We start from the raw sequence: 13,484 nt of genomic DNA on the forward strand, positions 1-13,484 counted from the left end.
TCAGTGATTCCATTGGATGATGTCTATCGCTCGGTATCGTGGCATTTCGTACAACTGGCACAAAACTGTCACACTACAGCCGCACTCTTTCGTAGTTTCATACCGCGCTCCATAAACTCCTTTGCGACCGCAAGATCATCGTCATCGACGATATTATATCGACGCTCCATTGAGTCTGTCTTGTGGCCGCTGATCTTCATCCGTATCACTTGCGGTACGCCATCGCGCCGCATATTGCGAACGGCGGTCCTGCGAAGGTCATGGAAGTTTAGATCAGGGACACCAGCCTCCTTACAAGCCTTCTCCCAGCCACCCCGGAAGTCCTTGATCCGCTCCCCGGCACGGTTGAATACCCAGGGCGCATCGGGCCAAGATTCGTCGCGTACCTTCTTGGAGGCAAGAAGTAAATCCCGCATGTCGCCATCGAGGATCGGAACTGTACGCGCCTCACGGCCCTTCGTCTCATCGCGTTCCAGGGCAATCACCCCACCATCAAAATCTACCTGTGACCACTGAACCGGCAAGAGTTCTCCTTTGCGGATACCCGTGACATAGGCGCTGACAAATAGAGGCTTCAACTCATGCTCCAGTGAGTCTCGCAGCTTTGTGTAAATCTCATCGGAGAGAAACCCTTTACGAATCGTTGTCTCCTTCACCATTGGGAAGTAGGGAACAATACGAACCTTCGGAGGGCTACGCTTTCGCCCGTTGTGGAAAGCCGTGCGCAGGATGGATAATTCACGATTTGCAGTGGAATGACTCCGCCCTTCTGCAATGCGCTTCTCACGGTAATCGTCCAACAGATCGGTAGAGAGCCGAGCCGCCTTTATCTTGCCGAAGAACGGTCGGAGGTTCTTTTCGACAACAAGTTTCCAGATGTACCGTGTTGACTCTTCTATGTCGCTCTTGAGGGTGTCATCCAGCAGTTCAGCGATCAGAACACTCTCTGCTGGCCCACCAGTGATCTCCCTGCGGTGCTTCTTGCCAAGGAGCTTGTCGCGCAGCTTGATTGCTTCCGACTTCTTCGTTGATTTGCTCGACTGACGTATTTTCTTGTTATCGACGCAGACCTGAACCCACCAGATAGCACCGCGTTGGAAGATTGTGCCACTGCCGTATGAATTCGTAGCCATACCAGAACTGTACCAGATATGCTAGTGCGTCGCCGGTCTAGTATTTATTCTTTTCGATCCAGTTATCCAGGTCCCGGCGATGCAGATGCACCCTGCGTCCCATCCTCACCACGGGGAGATCACGCTGGAAGATGAGGTGTTGAACGGATTGCTCTGTTCGCCCCAGATATACGGCAGCTTGCTTGACGTTCAGCAAGACGGGTTGAACATCGGAAGGAGCGAGGCGAGCAAACTCCAGCCTGAGCAATGATGCCACTTCGCCGGCGACCGCTCTCACCAGCACGGACATCGCTGGGCTCTTCATATCTTCCGTCGCCATTCTCTCTGCTGAAGTCATTGGGGTGGTCCTCGCCTTCACGGTGCCGTGTGCCAGTATCTCGGTGTTTCCCGGCATACTCATACCCTCGGGCCAGTAGGGAGTCCTGTCCAATACTTTCTGACTATGGCCGTTTCTCGACAGCCATAGTCTGCGACTATGGCCTCGTTTCTCAGCTTCTTGGATCGTTGGCGACTCCAGCTTGTTGACTTTGCAGGTACCCAAGCCGACAATTGCAGAACGTTGGGCTTGACTTGTGGCCGCACTTAGCGAATCGACTCAGAGCATGACCGATCACAAGAAAGCGGGCCCGCAATATGTCAGACCTCGTAGAGTTGAAGAAGCTCAAGAATCTCATTGCGGTCGCAGAAGCAGGAAACATCAGCGTTGCGGCGAAGCGCCTCTATCTATCTCAACCCTCTCTCAGCATTCAGATCAAAGACCTTGAAGATGTGTTGCAGGTTCCCCTACTGGTGCGCGATCACAAGGGCGTTCGCGCGACTCCCGCCGCAGAGATATTGATAACAGGTGGTCGTGAACTCTTGAGGATGCGCGACGCGCTGATTGTGACCGTCCGCGCCTTACATCGCGTGACGTTCGTGCCGATGCGACTGGGGTTCTCTTCCTTCGTAGACCATGCGCTGTACGAGATGGTTTGCTCCATTCATACATCGCTCTTTCCATCGTGCGAGATCAAGCCGAAGAGTGGCGATCCTGTAGACCTCTTGCTCATGCTTGAAAGAGGAGAGATTGACGCCGCATTGGTGACGCTTCCCGCGAGCGGCGCGGGCCTCAAGGCATATCCCTTTACTCAAAGTCGGCTCGTAGTGTGCATGAAATCCGACGATCCGTTAGCAAAGCTGAAGGAGATAACTCCGGCAGACCTTGGCTCGAAACTTACGATCTTCCGCGACCCCAGACAGCATCCCGAAGCGCACGACCGTTTGATCGAGATGCTAGAAGTGGTTGGCATTACAGGCGACGTTGCAAACACGAACAAGACGCCGCACGATCTTCAATGGATGGTCGAATCGGGTACTGGGTATGCACTCATCCGGGAGGGCTCGGAGCTACAGCCAGGACTTGTAACCCGGCCCGTCGCCGGTGTGACGTGGACTGTCGATAGCGCATTGATTGTCGCGAAATCCACTTCGCAGAGAACGATGCCTCACTTGGTCCGTGAGATGCGAAAGAGGTTGCGGCTGCAATCGTCGTTGCCGCAATTGAAGAAGCCCGTTCGCTCGGTTCGTCCCAGAATCGGCGACAGAATTCTTCCTCTTTTTGGGTGAAGATCGACCATAGTCACAGACTATGGGAAACCCCATTTAGGCCGATTCGGCCATAGGGAATAAGTATTGGACGCGCGCGCACGCGCGGCCTAGTGTCAGGGGCATATCACGACCGTATCGGTCGTTGGAGGTGCTAATGACACGTATTCGAATCATCATTCCAGCAGCAACGATTGAGCGGACAAAGCTCTACCTGATACGCGGAGCAGCCTTGCTCCTATGCGTATTGATCTTCCCACTCGCTGCTCACGCGTCGCCGTTCGACAGTGGTATCAGCTCCATCCAAACGCTCTTTACCGGGACCGTTGCCAAGGCCGCCAGTCTGATCGCAATTGTGATCGGCGGCTACACGTTCGCGCATGGGGAACCAGGCGCAAAGAAAACGCTTGCAGGTGTCGCCGCCGGAACCGGTATAGCGATCATGGCGACCAACATCCTGACTTGGCTGTGGGGCTCCTAGCTCCCAATTCGCTGATGTCCTACGATCCTCACCACTTCACCTCCAACGACGTTCCACAGCGAGGGGTTTATGCCGGAAATTACTCAGAAGCGCCACAACCGAGTCTTCAAGAGTTTGCATAAGCCCCTCACCTATATGGGCATTGAACGCACGCTTTTCTTCATGATTGCGGTGTCTGCAGTAGGGATGTTCAACCTCTTCAATTCGATCATCGGGGCCGTCCTGGTGTTCATCGGCGGCTGCATCTTTGGCCATTGGGTGACGAACTCCGACCCGGCATTTCTCAAGATTCTCGGGCGTTCTGAGAATTTCAAGCTGCGCTATGACGCGGCCAAGCAGACAGTCCCGAACGTAGAGGTGCGGTAATGCTGAATCTCTCTCGCGTCATCAAGCCGTGGAAGGAAGCCGATGCCCTCAGCGCCCACATTAACCTGTATGGGTTCTGGACAGAGACGGCGTTCCTCACCAAGAGCGGCGACCTTGGGATGGTGTTGAGCGTTACCGGGGTGGACTACGAAAGTCTTGATAACGATGAACAGCAGTATGCGGTGAAGCGGCTGGAGTCCGCACTCAAGTCCTTCGGCGAAGGCTTCCATGTCTACCAATATCTCTTCAAGACAAACCGGCCCGAGATTCCGTTCGCTCGTTACGATGATGAGTTGATCGACGCCGCCATTGACCAGCGGCGGCAATACTTCGAGTCAAAGCGCGACCGGCTGTATGAAGTGGAACTTTTCTACGTGATCGTGCTGGAGGGTGCGCGGTCAAAGACCGGCATCCTCTCCGCTCTCGCTCGGATGCCGCGCGATCCCCAGGGCGCTATTCGTGAACTCAAAGCGCAGTTCACCAACGACAACATGAAGGTTTTGCTTCGCAAGCAGATCGGCACCGACATGGTGCGGCTTGAGCAGTGCGTCCAGAACTTTACCCGGCATCTTGCCGACCTCATGCCTATCGAGGTTCAAGGGCAGCAGGCGCAGTTTAGTTTCTTTCGCCGGCTTCTCAACTTCGATGACTGGCGTATCGCGGGCAAGCCGCAATCGACTCAGTACCTCGACTTTCAGGTCGTGAACTCCAACATCGAAGCGGAGCGTGACCACCTCCGGGTAGGCGACCATTTCGTTCGCATCCTGACAATGAAAGAGGCAATTGCGGAGACGCGGCCTCTGGTCCTTGACCGCCTCTTCAAGATCGAAGGCAACTTCTACGTCGTCACCGAGTGGACTCCGCTTTCGATGGCCAAGGCCCGGAAGGAAGTGGACAAACGCCGCCGCCACTTCAATATGAGCAAGTCCGGTTTCGTGTCGCAAATCGGGAGCGACCCGGCGAAGACGAACCAGCGCGACGTACTGATCGACGAGTCGAAACAAGCCGACATCGAGAACCTAGGCGAGTGCCTGCGGGTGCTGGGCGACGGCCAGACATTGGGCGATTTCTCTCTTACGGTCGTGCTGTACAGCACCGACCTCCAGACGATCAATCAGGAGATGGGCGAGTTTACCGGCGTGTTCACGAACGCAGACGGTGCTCTTTTCACCGAAACCTACAACCAGCTCAATGCTCTGTTTGCGACCGTTCCGGGCAACTACGCCCAGAACCTTCGCAAGATGTACCTGCTCAACTCCAACTATGCCGACCTCTCGTTTCTTTTCACCATTCACCCCGGCGAGAAAACCAACCCTCACCTTCGTTCGGAGTATCTGGCGGTCCTGGAGACGGACAACGCCACGCCCTACTACCTCAACCTCCATAACGGCGAGGTGGCGCACACGCTCATCCTCGGAATGACCGGAAGTGGCAAAAGTTTTTTATGTAATTTTCTGCTCACGAACGCTCAAAAATACCGGCCGCAAACGTACATCTTCGACATCGGCGGCTCGTTTCAGTCTCTTACCGAGATCTTCGGCGGAACGTATTTGAACGTCGGCCAGGAGAGCCGGGACTTCACTATCAACCCGTTCAGCCTGCCGGAGAGCAAGGAGAATCTGCAATTTCTGTTTTCGTTCTTTCGGGTACTCATCGAGGGCAATGACAAGCGTTACAAGCTCGACTTCAAGGAAGAGCGCAAGCTGTGGGAGGCCATCGAGCGGATGTACGTCGTTGCCCCGGAGCAGCGGACGCTATCGACCTTCAGCCAGATCATCGGTGAGCTGAAGGAGCGGCTGCACCGTTGGACGAAAGAGGGGCAGTACGGCTTTCTCTTCGACAACGTGGAGGACACGCTCAGTTTCTCCAAGTTCCAGACGTTCAACTTCGCAGGCTGGGGCGATGCTCCCGAGGTCTTGGAGCCGCTGCTGTTTTATGTCCTCCACCGGGCTAGCAATGAGATTGCGAACCCCGCGAAGCTGGCGACGTTCAAAACGTTCCTGCTTGACGAAGCATGGCTCTTCATCAAGAACGAGACCATCCGCACCTACATCGTGGCGGCTCAAAAAACGTGGCGGAAGCACAACGCGGCGATGATCCTCGCCACGCAGTCCATCAAGGAGCTTGAGGAATCGGGAATGCTGGCGATTGTCGCCGAGAGTTGCCCAACCAAGATATTCCTCGCTAACCCGGAGATGAACCGCCAGGTCTACCGCGAAGCCTTCCATCTCAACGACACCGAAATCGACATCATTGCCGACCTAATCCCACCCGGCGAGATGCTGGTTCGCAAAGCGCGGTCCAGCAAAAAGGTTCGGCTCAACGTCGATTCCATCTCGTACTGGATTGCGACCAACAACGCTCGCGACAACCTACTCAAGCGGGAGGCTTTCGCGCAGTACGGCATCGCCGAGGGCGTTCGCCAACTCGCTACCACACACCCATTCCAACCGCGCCGCTAAGGAGTTCCGCCATGAAGAGATTTACAACCGTACTCGCAATCATGCTCACGACGCTCGGAAGCCTGACGATTCACGCCCAGACCGCCTCCCGCAATGTTTCTTACCACTCGCAGGACATCGTGCCGATTCGGGCGAAGGTGAAGTACACAACGCTCATTGTTGTCCCGGCCACCGAAAAGATTATGGAGGCCGCTACCGGCGACAAGGATTTCTGGATTGTGGATGTGGTCGGAAACTTCTGTTTCGTTCACCCGGCCAAGGCTGGCATCAGCTCCAACCTCAACCTGATTACGGACAAGGGCAACATCTACAGCTTCACCTTGACCGACATCACCGCATCGGGCGGCGACCCCGATCTCAAGGTCATCATCCAGCCAGCGGATGCGTCCAACATAGTCGCTGCGAATGGCCCCGCTCAATACGTTCCAGCCGCCCAGCTTGAGCAGGCCCATCAGCAGATATCGACTCTCCAGTCTCACGTCGGAGCTACCGTCGATGAGTACAAGAGTGCCTACCCACTCGCCTTGAAGTTCGACTACACCTTCAAGACGAACGAGGCTCCGTTCGATATCCAGTCGATCTACCACGACGACAAGTTCACTTACATCAAGACCAATGCGCCGGAGAAGTTCAGCGTGTATGAGATGCGGGACGGCAAGCCGAATCTCATCAATTACGACCTGCGCGATGGGACATACGTCATCTCGAAGGTCATGGACAACGGGTATGTCGAACTGGGCAAGAAAAAGATGGACTTCACGAGAAAGGACTAACGTCATGGCCGATACCGTCGTCGCAGCAGCAGACCCGAAGCTCACCGATCACACGCCCCAGCCCAAAGGCGTGTTGCAGAAAAACCTCAAGATGTTTCTCTATCTAGGAGCGGTGGTTCTCCTGATTCTGGCTACCGTCATCAGTTCCCGGAAGAAGGCTCCGACCGATGCTGAGAAGGCCAAGGCCAACGGGCCGCAGCCCTATGTTCAGGACAACACAGCGACCAATGTAGACGCTTTGCAGCGTCAGCTTGGAGCTGACAAGCTGAAAGCCCAGCAGGACGCTCAAGTGGCGGCAGCAACCGGGAACCCAGCATTGGGCGGCACGGGCGCACAGCAGGCGGCAGCATCGGGTTTCGGCCCAGATGGGCGTCCACTCAACTCGTCGGGAACCTATGTCGCCAATGGGCAGCAGAATGGGACACAAGCCAACGGCCAGCCTCAACTTACTCCCTCACAGCAAGCCGGACAGCAGCTCGCGGCTACCGAAAAGGAGCGCGCAGACACAGCCCGGTTCTCGTCCAACATTGCATACGCGCGACCATTGGAGCAGGCCACTCCCCCGCAGCAGAACCTATCCCAACAGCCTTCGGGCGTGCCCCAGAACCCCTTTGCTGCCGCAGTGCAGGCGGGCCAGCCTACTGCATTGACTCCGGCGAGAGGAGCAGGAGAACAAAGGACTTCCGGCGATCAAATCCCGGAAACTGAATATAAGCGTCCGTCTGAGGTCAATATCGACAATGCCGTGGGCCAGCCCTATGTCATCTACGAAGGATTGACCCTGGATACCGTTCTGATGAACCGCCTGGACGGTGACGCGGTGGGGCCGGTGAAGGTTCTTGTGTCAAATCCCGTGTATTCCCACGACCATCAGCACATACTCATACCAGAAGGAACGATCGTGCTGGGCGAGGCCCGCAAGATCGGTAGTGCCGGGTTCGGACAACAGCGCCGGATTTCCGTTGCATTTCATCGTCTGCTAATGCCGGACGGATACAGCGTGGATCTAGACCAATTCCACGGCCTCGACCAGACCGGAGAGGAGGGACTAAAAGACCAGGTCAACAATCACTATCTCCAGATCTTCGGAACGTCGATTGCACTCGGCGTCATCTCCGGTGCCTCTCAGATCAGCCAGGGCGGATCAAACCTAAACAGCTCCGGTTCGCAGTCCTTTACCAACGGTGCAGCTTCGAGCGTGTCGCAATCGGCTACGACGATTCTCGACAAGTTCATCCAGATTCCACCCACGATCACAATTCGGGAAGGGCATCGCGTGAAGGTCTACTTTACGCAAGATATGCTCCTGCCGGCTTACGAAAATCACCGTATCGCGCAGTCATTCTAAGGAGTCTTCCATGCGTTCAGTTGCCATCGTTACCCTCGCACTCATTGCGGTTTCGACTATCGGTTGCAAAAGCAAGCAAGATCAGCTCGCCGAGGTCTACGCGCAACTCGACACTATGAATACTCAGTATCAGAAGGACTGTATGCTTGCGCCGGTGGATGTAATTGCACGGAGTCAGGCAAAGTGCAAAGCGGAGCGAGACGCGATGGAGCCAGCGAGCAAAAAGTACGCAGCTCTCCAGGCTGACATAGAGGCTTCCAAGCACTAGATATTTCCCGTAATCGTCCTACACCCAAACAGTCACTTCCAACCCGGACCGCGAACATGGAGAAAACCATGAAAGGCACCCTCTTGTCTCTAATTCTGGCTCTTGCCACCCTAGCCGAACCTGCATACGCGCAGTTCGGTGGCGGCATCGTGTTAGACCCAACACAGTCAGCTCACGCAGCGCAGCAGCTCATTCAGGGCAGCCAACTGTATACGACAACGATCAAGACCACGCAGAACGTGATGGAGACGTACAACCTTGCACAACGCATGGCTACGGCACCGTCGAGCTACTACACCGCATACAGCAACATGGTGCAGCAGACGTGGACACCGGTTGCTCATCCCGCGAACACCTATGGCAACTCGCTTCCTTGGACCAATGCCGCAACCTATGGCAGCGGAGCAGCGGCGGCGAACCAGAGCGCGAGCATCCAGCGAACAGGGCAGATCTCCGGTTACAGCTCCCTGAACACGCAAGGCCAACAGGCTATCGCGGCGCAGGGCGCGACTGTTGATTTGGCTGACGCAATCAACGCCACCAGCTTACAGACGATTGGAACGGTAAGGGCAAACGCACCACAGCGTGAAGCGGATATCAAGACGCTTGAAACGGCCAGCCATTCCACCGACCCAACCCAACAGACTGAGCTTGCTACGTTGCAACGCATCAATCAGGCGATGCTTCTGCAGCTTCGCACTCAGCAGGAAGCGAGCCAGATGACGCAGACCCAGAGTTTGCAGCAGATGGTTCAGCAGAAACAGCAGCAGGACGCTCTGAAGATGTCCCTGCAGGCTGCCGACGGGTACGAGACGAACTACAACAGCCACGTCTCGCATGACACAACAGGCATCACCAAAGCACTTAGCTATTGAACCGACGGGGCGATTATGGGAAACCAGATACTCATCTTTATCACGCAACAGTGCGACGCGCTCACGGCCACAATGTCGCCCAACGTCGATGCGATCGGGCTTCGCATGGTGCTCTCGCTGGCGACAATCATGATGGTCTGGTTCGGTGTGCAGGAAGCCCTTGCATCCTCACGCGGCGGTCCCGGCTTCGATATGGCGAAGTTCCTAAACTTCTTCATGCTGCTCAGCTTCGCCTATATGTTCGTGAAGTATTACGACAGCAGCATTCCCGGCATCGGATACTCGCTCAAAGGGTTCATTAGCCAGGGCACGACCAATCTGGCACAGACGATTGGACAGGACGGTATCCAGTCCATGTTCCAGTCGATAGACGGTGCGTTAGCGAAGTCAGGCCCAGGCATGGCGATGTTTACTGCACCCTATATGCTGGTCGCCTATATCAGCACCCAGATCATGCTTTCGGTGCTCGCCGCTATTGCTGCGGTCATCCTCGCATATGGTGCAGTTGCTGGAACAATCATCGGCTTGCTTGGTCCGATCTTCATTCCGTTTCTTGTAATCGAGAAACTTGAGTTTCTGTTCTGGGGATGGTTTAAAGCGTACCTTAGCTTCTCGTTTTACAAGGTCGTTGCGGCAGCCACGATGAGCGTCCTGGGTCACCTGTTCGTTACCTATTACGCCAACTGGACGGACTTCTCCAACCCGATGACGCTCATAAAGAATTTCCCTTTGTTGATCTTACTGGTAGTGGTGAACATCTTTCTCATTCTCAAGATCCCCGCTATCACAGCCTCCATCTTCTCTGGTAGTAGCAGCGGCCACGATGCAGGGATGGGCGCAGTTACGGGTGCCATTACCGCCGCAGTGATGGGCTAAAGGGAGATACACAAATGCCAGTTCAAGAGACGAAATCCACCGAGATCACGCGCGCAGCGGAACGCTATCTGGAGCAGTACGGCGACCCGCTCGTTATGAACACCTATTTGAAAATCACGATCCTTGTTCTGGGTGCTGTCTGCCTCATGCTGGGTGCTCTCACATTCAAGAGCCAGAAGGCTCTTGCCGGCATGAAGCCTCTCGTCATCCGCATCAACGACGTAGGCCATGCCGACGCCATCGACTACCGCAATTACCAATACAAGCCGCAGGAGGCGGAGAACAAGTATTACCTCTCGCGCTGGGCCAACCTGTACTTCCAGCGCAACCGCTACACCATCGAGCGCGACCAGACCCAGGCGCTTTACTTTCTCAACTCGGATGTCCAGCAAGCCGTCATCCGGCAGGAGCAGTTGAGCAAGACCATTACCACCTTCCAGCAGGACAGTACGCTCCCATACGTCGATATCAACATCAAGAGCGTCATACTCGACGATCTCCGGCAGTCGCCCTATTCCGCTCGGATTGAGTTCGAGAAGGTCTACACGAACGCCAATGACCATTCGGAGATCAAGACGGAGCGTTGGACAGCCAGCGTGACATATGTCTTCGCCGATCATGTCGAGAACAATGCGCTCGCATTCAATCCGCTTGGACTCACTATCGTTCGCTACCGTGCCGACCAGGCGTTCGACTAGGAGCCCATATGAACCACGACTTGGACCTACTCATATCGTTTCTGCAGCCCATCAAAGAGCTACTGCTTGATGACTCTGTGAGCGAGATTATGGGCAATCCGAACGGCCAATGGTGGTTTGAGCGCAGGGGCAAGTTGGAACGCGCGGAGATCATCTTCGATGCGAAGGCGCTCCGCACCGGCCTTGAGGTGATTGCGAACAAGTTGAGTCGCAAGTTGGATGAGGCGCACCCTCTCTTGAATGCCCAACTGCCTGACGGTAGCCGCCTCGCAGCGGTCCTCCCGCCCGTTGTGCGGCCCAACCCCGCCGTCACCATTCGGAAGTTCTCCAAGACCCGCTTCACCATCGCCGACCTCATCCAGACCGGTGCCATGACGCCGGAGATAGGTGCCACTCTCAGCGGTTATATCGAGGCCGGAAAGACGATGCTGATTAGCGGCGGAACGGGCGCAGGCAAGACAAGTTTGCTCAACGCGCTGGCTGATTACATCCCCGAGGAAGAGCGCATTGTCGTGATCGAGGATACGTCGGAGCTACGTATCGGCAAGCCTAATCTATTGGCGTCGGAGTGCCAGACCGAATCGCACACCGGCACGGTGAGTTTCAACGATCTATTGAAGGCTGCGTTGCGGTGGAGGCCCGACCGCATCATCCTCGGTGAGGTACGGGGAGAAGAAGCCCGCACCTTGCTCGATTCGTTCAATACCGGACACGCAGGTTCGATGGCAACGATTCACGCCAGCTCTGCGGTGAAAGCGCTCCGCAGGTTCGGTGAATTGGCGATGCGTTCGCACCAGCAATCGAATCGTGACGACATCTCGGCAGAGATCGCGGAGACCGTTCAGATTGTCGCCCAGGTTGGAAGATTCGCCGGCGGTCGCAAAGTGAGCGAGATTATCGCTGTGCATGGATACGACCGCACCACCAAACAGTTTATGTACGACACCATCTTCGATCTCGCAGGTGAGCGCGACGTTCCAGCAATTCACCCAATCATTTCAACCAGCAACAAGAGGGAGAACGTCCATGCCATTGCTTGAGATCACAACCAGCCGCAAAGTCACTGCCACCGTTTCGCTTGAGGAGCCCACCGCCAACCTCGTCAATCAATATGCAGCGTTCACCCATGTTGGCGCGGACGATGTTGTGAACAAGGCGCTCGAATACGTCTTCACCAAGGACAAGGACTTCCAGAAGTTCATCGGTGCGCCGCACGATGCAAAGCCGATTCATTCCTTGCGTATCAAGCGCAGCGGTGATGATGCACCAAAGGGAAAACCGGGACGCAAGCCAGCAACGTCAGCATCCGCTCCGACAGCGATTCCTATGGCTAACGTGGCGACAAAGTAATGTGCATTGCCCCCTCAATGATTTGTGCCGGGATGGAAGCGGTGCTACGCACCGGATGAATTATGACACTCCATCCCTCGGAGGGTCGTGCTGGGAATCCATAGGGATTCTTGAAAGCGACCGAACAACCTCAACAACTTGTGGTGCTCAAGGATTCTTGAGAATACTCAGGTATCCCCAAGAATCCTTGACGGATTGAAGGCCGATATGCCACTTCTCAACGATGACGCGATGGCCGAGAAAGCCAAACAACGGGCGTCGTTTCGTCTGACAAATGTCTCGTCGAAACTCAGCCGGAACGAAGTGGAAGCACTCGATTCGCTTGCCAAGAAGCGCGGCCAGCAACGCGGCGAGTTCATTCGTCGCCTCATCCTTGACGAACTCACCCGCGAAAAGGACGAGCCGACGGCCAGCCCGGAGTTGAGCGAGATCGTGGGGATTCGGCTCATGCTGACGAACGTCCTGAAGCCTCTCGCAACGGGCCAGAAGATCACTCCTGAAGTCTTCGACGGGATCATGGTCGAAGTCAAAAAACGCAAGAGAGCGGTGGCCGTTGAAACACAACAAGACCTGGAGCGTGCGTGATGGCAACTACTCAGTGGGGCCGTAAAGAGACGATCATCTTCCCGCCACATTCCCCGATCTATTCCTATGGCGTAGTGTTCCTTGCGTTCGTGCTGACCGGCTGCTTTCTCTACGTTCGCTTCGCCTACGGCCAGACACCCTTGCAGCAGTTCTACACGCCGATCTACGCGCGGACTGCGGCGGGCGGCGCCCTCAACAAGAAGGACAAGTACCAGTTGCTTTACGTCGGCGACGGTAGCAAGGCGGGGCAGCTAGCCGTCGAATCCGACGTGCAAGCGGGCACGACACCCGCGCCGGGTGGGAAACACATTCCGCTTGCGCTTTCGGGAGCGGCGGCGGGGCGTAGACTCCGCGCCCTCTATCGAGGGCCGGAGCAAACCTACCTTGACGCGCCCCTGCATGAGTACCTCAAGAGCGCCGTCTTCGAGGACGAAAAACTCAGGGACATCTACAAACTTCCGTTTCTGTTTGGCTTGCTCTCGCTGCTGGTGCAGTTCCCGTTTGCCATTGCAAAAGATATCAAGCGGCGCAAGCAGATGAAGTACGGTCGGCTGCTTAAGGGGCCGGTCATGCTAACGCCCAGAGAGTTCAACAAGACGGTGCAGGGCGACGGCATCGGCTTCAAAACCACCGAAGCCAAAGAGATGATGCGGATACCGCTACAGGCCGAAGCGCAGCACATAGA

15 protein-coding genes and 1 pseudogene are annotated in these 13,484 nt (G+C 55.7%); 14 read left to right on the forward strand and 2 right to left on the reverse strand.

What is annotated here, in order from left to right; translation table 11 throughout:
* Positions 1-68: 68 nt before the first annotated feature.
* Together GSQ80_RS09945 and GSQ80_RS09950 are read right to left on the reverse strand one after the other, a co-directional pair.
* Positions 69-1,133: a site-specific integrase gene (locus GSQ80_RS09945; protein WP_158787506.1), complete on the reverse strand. Its 1,065-nt coding sequence runs from the start codon at positions 1,131-1,133 to the stop codon at positions 69-71.
* A 37-nt stretch (positions 1,134-1,170) separates the two neighbouring features.
* Positions 1,171-1,527 (reverse strand): helix-turn-helix domain-containing protein, encoded by a 357-nt coding sequence (locus tag GSQ80_RS09950; protein WP_158787507.1) that lies wholly within the window; start codon positions 1,525-1,527, stop codon positions 1,171-1,173.
* Between the two features lie 239 nt (positions 1,528-1,766).
* Here GSQ80_RS09950 and GSQ80_RS09955 point away from each other — a divergent pair, with 239 nt between their 5' ends.
* The 14 genes and pseudogenes from GSQ80_RS09955 to GSQ80_RS23315 all read left to right on the forward strand — a co-directional run.
* A complete protein-coding gene (locus tag GSQ80_RS09955; RefSeq protein ID WP_158787508.1) occupies positions 1,767-2,738 on the forward strand; it encodes a LysR family transcriptional regulator in 972 nt (323 codons plus the stop codon).
* A gap of 136 nt (positions 2,739-2,874) precedes the next feature.
* A complete protein-coding gene (locus tag GSQ80_RS09960; RefSeq protein WP_058185881.1) occupies positions 2,875-3,198 on the forward strand; it encodes a TrbC/VirB2 family protein in 324 nt (107 codons plus the stop codon).
* A gap of 69 nt (positions 3,199-3,267) precedes the next feature.
* Positions 3,268-3,564 (forward strand): VirB3 family type IV secretion system protein, encoded by a 297-nt coding sequence (locus tag GSQ80_RS09965; protein ID WP_158787509.1) that lies wholly within the window; start codon positions 3,268-3,270, stop codon positions 3,562-3,564.
* Positions 3,564-6,026, forward strand: coding sequence for a VirB4 family type IV secretion system protein (locus GSQ80_RS09970; RefSeq protein ID WP_158787510.1), 2,463 nt, complete (start codon positions 3,564-3,566; stop codon positions 6,024-6,026). Before GSQ80_RS09965 ends, GSQ80_RS09970 begins: the two co-directional genes overlap by 1 nt.
* 11 nt (positions 6,027-6,037) lie before the next feature.
* Positions 6,038-6,799: a TrbG/VirB9 family P-type conjugative transfer protein gene (locus GSQ80_RS09975; protein WP_158787511.1), complete on the forward strand. Its 762-nt coding sequence runs from the start codon at positions 6,038-6,040 to the stop codon at positions 6,797-6,799.
* Entirely contained in the window at positions 6,753-8,147 is a 1,395-nt protein-coding gene (locus GSQ80_RS09980; RefSeq protein ID WP_158787512.1) for a TrbI/VirB10 family protein, read from the forward strand. The genes GSQ80_RS09975 and GSQ80_RS09980 overlap by 47 nt, the downstream gene beginning before the upstream one ends.
* Positions 8,148-8,157: 10 nt before the next feature.
* The gene (locus GSQ80_RS09985; RefSeq protein WP_158787513.1) at positions 8,158-8,415 is read left to right on the forward strand and encodes a hypothetical protein; all 258 of its coding nucleotides are present in this window, start codon (positions 8,158-8,160) and stop codon (positions 8,413-8,415) included.
* A gap of 68 nt (positions 8,416-8,483) precedes the next feature.
* Positions 8,484-9,290 (forward strand): hypothetical protein, encoded by an 807-nt coding sequence (locus GSQ80_RS09990; RefSeq protein ID WP_158787514.1) that lies wholly within the window; start codon positions 8,484-8,486, stop codon positions 9,288-9,290.
* Positions 9,291-9,362: 72 nt separating this feature from the next.
* Entirely contained in the window at positions 9,363-10,166 is an 804-nt protein-coding gene (locus tag GSQ80_RS09995; RefSeq protein WP_216850256.1) for a type IV secretion system protein, read from the forward strand.
* 14 nt (positions 10,167-10,180) lie between these two features.
* A complete protein-coding gene (locus GSQ80_RS10000) occupies positions 10,181-10,864 on the forward strand; it encodes a VirB8/TrbF family protein (protein WP_158787516.1) in 684 nt (227 codons plus the stop codon).
* An 8-nt stretch (positions 10,865-10,872) separates the two neighbouring features.
* Positions 10,873-11,904 (forward strand): CpaF family protein, encoded by a 1,032-nt coding sequence (locus GSQ80_RS10005; RefSeq protein ID WP_158787517.1) that lies wholly within the window; start codon positions 10,873-10,875, stop codon positions 11,902-11,904.
* A complete protein-coding gene (locus GSQ80_RS10010; RefSeq protein WP_158787518.1) occupies positions 11,891-12,214 on the forward strand; it encodes a hypothetical protein in 324 nt (107 codons plus the stop codon). The genes GSQ80_RS10005 and GSQ80_RS10010 overlap by 14 nt, the downstream gene beginning before the upstream one ends.
* Before the next feature lie 231 nt (positions 12,215-12,445).
* Complete coding sequence (locus tag GSQ80_RS10015) at positions 12,446-12,799, forward strand: ribbon-helix-helix domain-containing protein (RefSeq protein ID WP_158787519.1); 354 nt, start codon at positions 12,446-12,448, stop codon at positions 12,797-12,799.
* A pseudogene (locus tag GSQ80_RS23315) lies at positions 12,799-13,484 on the forward strand (ArsR family transcriptional regulator); the annotation flags it as partial. The gene GSQ80_RS10015 and the pseudogene GSQ80_RS23315, both read left to right, overlap by 1 nt.

The organism is Granulicella sp. L46 (genome assembly GCF_009765785.1).
Classification (GTDB): Bacteria; Acidobacteriota; Terriglobia; order Terriglobales; family Acidobacteriaceae; genus Granulicella.

What these genes read in the sequence shown, in the direction of transcription:
- GSQ80_RS10015 (WP_158787519.1), top strand. Translation starts at nt 12,446, where the DNA reads ATGGCCGAGAAAGCCAAACAACGGGCGTCGTTTCGTCTGACAAATGTC.
- GSQ80_RS09960 (WP_058185881.1), top strand. Translation starts at nt 2,875, where the DNA reads ATGACACGTATTCGAATCATCATTCCAGCAGCAACGATTGAGCGGACA.
- GSQ80_RS10010 (WP_158787518.1), top strand. Translation starts at nt 11,891, where the DNA reads ATGCCATTGCTTGAGATCACAACCAGCCGCAAAGTCACTGCCACCGTT.
- GSQ80_RS09990 (WP_158787514.1), top strand. Translation starts at nt 8,484, where the DNA reads ATGAAAGGCACCCTCTTGTCTCTAATTCTGGCTCTTGCCACCCTAGCC.
- GSQ80_RS10000 (WP_158787516.1), top strand. Translation starts at nt 10,181, where the DNA reads ATGCCAGTTCAAGAGACGAAATCCACCGAGATCACGCGCGCAGCGGAA.
- GSQ80_RS09950 (WP_158787507.1), bottom strand. Translation starts at nt 1,527, where the DNA reads ATGCCGGGAAACACCGAGATACTGGCACACGGCACCGTGAAGGCGAGG.
- GSQ80_RS09945 (WP_158787506.1), bottom strand. Translation starts at nt 1,133, where the DNA reads ATGGCTACGAATTCATACGGCAGTGGCACAATCTTCCAACGCGGTGCT.
- GSQ80_RS09995 (WP_216850256.1), top strand. Translation starts at nt 9,363, where the DNA reads ATGTCGCCCAACGTCGATGCGATCGGGCTTCGCATGGTGCTCTCGCTG.
- GSQ80_RS09975 (WP_158787511.1), top strand. Translation starts at nt 6,038, where the DNA reads ATGAAGAGATTTACAACCGTACTCGCAATCATGCTCACGACGCTCGGA.
- GSQ80_RS09985 (WP_158787513.1), top strand. Translation starts at nt 8,158, where the DNA reads ATGCGTTCAGTTGCCATCGTTACCCTCGCACTCATTGCGGTTTCGACT.
- GSQ80_RS09970 (WP_158787510.1), top strand. Translation starts at nt 3,564, where the DNA reads ATGCTGAATCTCTCTCGCGTCATCAAGCCGTGGAAGGAAGCCGATGCC.
- GSQ80_RS09955 (WP_158787508.1), top strand. Translation starts at nt 1,767, where the DNA reads ATGTCAGACCTCGTAGAGTTGAAGAAGCTCAAGAATCTCATTGCGGTC.
- GSQ80_RS09965 (WP_158787509.1), top strand. Translation starts at nt 3,268, where the DNA reads ATGCCGGAAATTACTCAGAAGCGCCACAACCGAGTCTTCAAGAGTTTG.
- GSQ80_RS10005 (WP_158787517.1), top strand. Translation starts at nt 10,873, where the DNA reads ATGAACCACGACTTGGACCTACTCATATCGTTTCTGCAGCCCATCAAA.
- GSQ80_RS09980 (WP_158787512.1), top strand. Translation starts at nt 6,753, where the DNA reads ATGTCGAACTGGGCAAGAAAAAGATGGACTTCACGAGAAAGGACTAAC.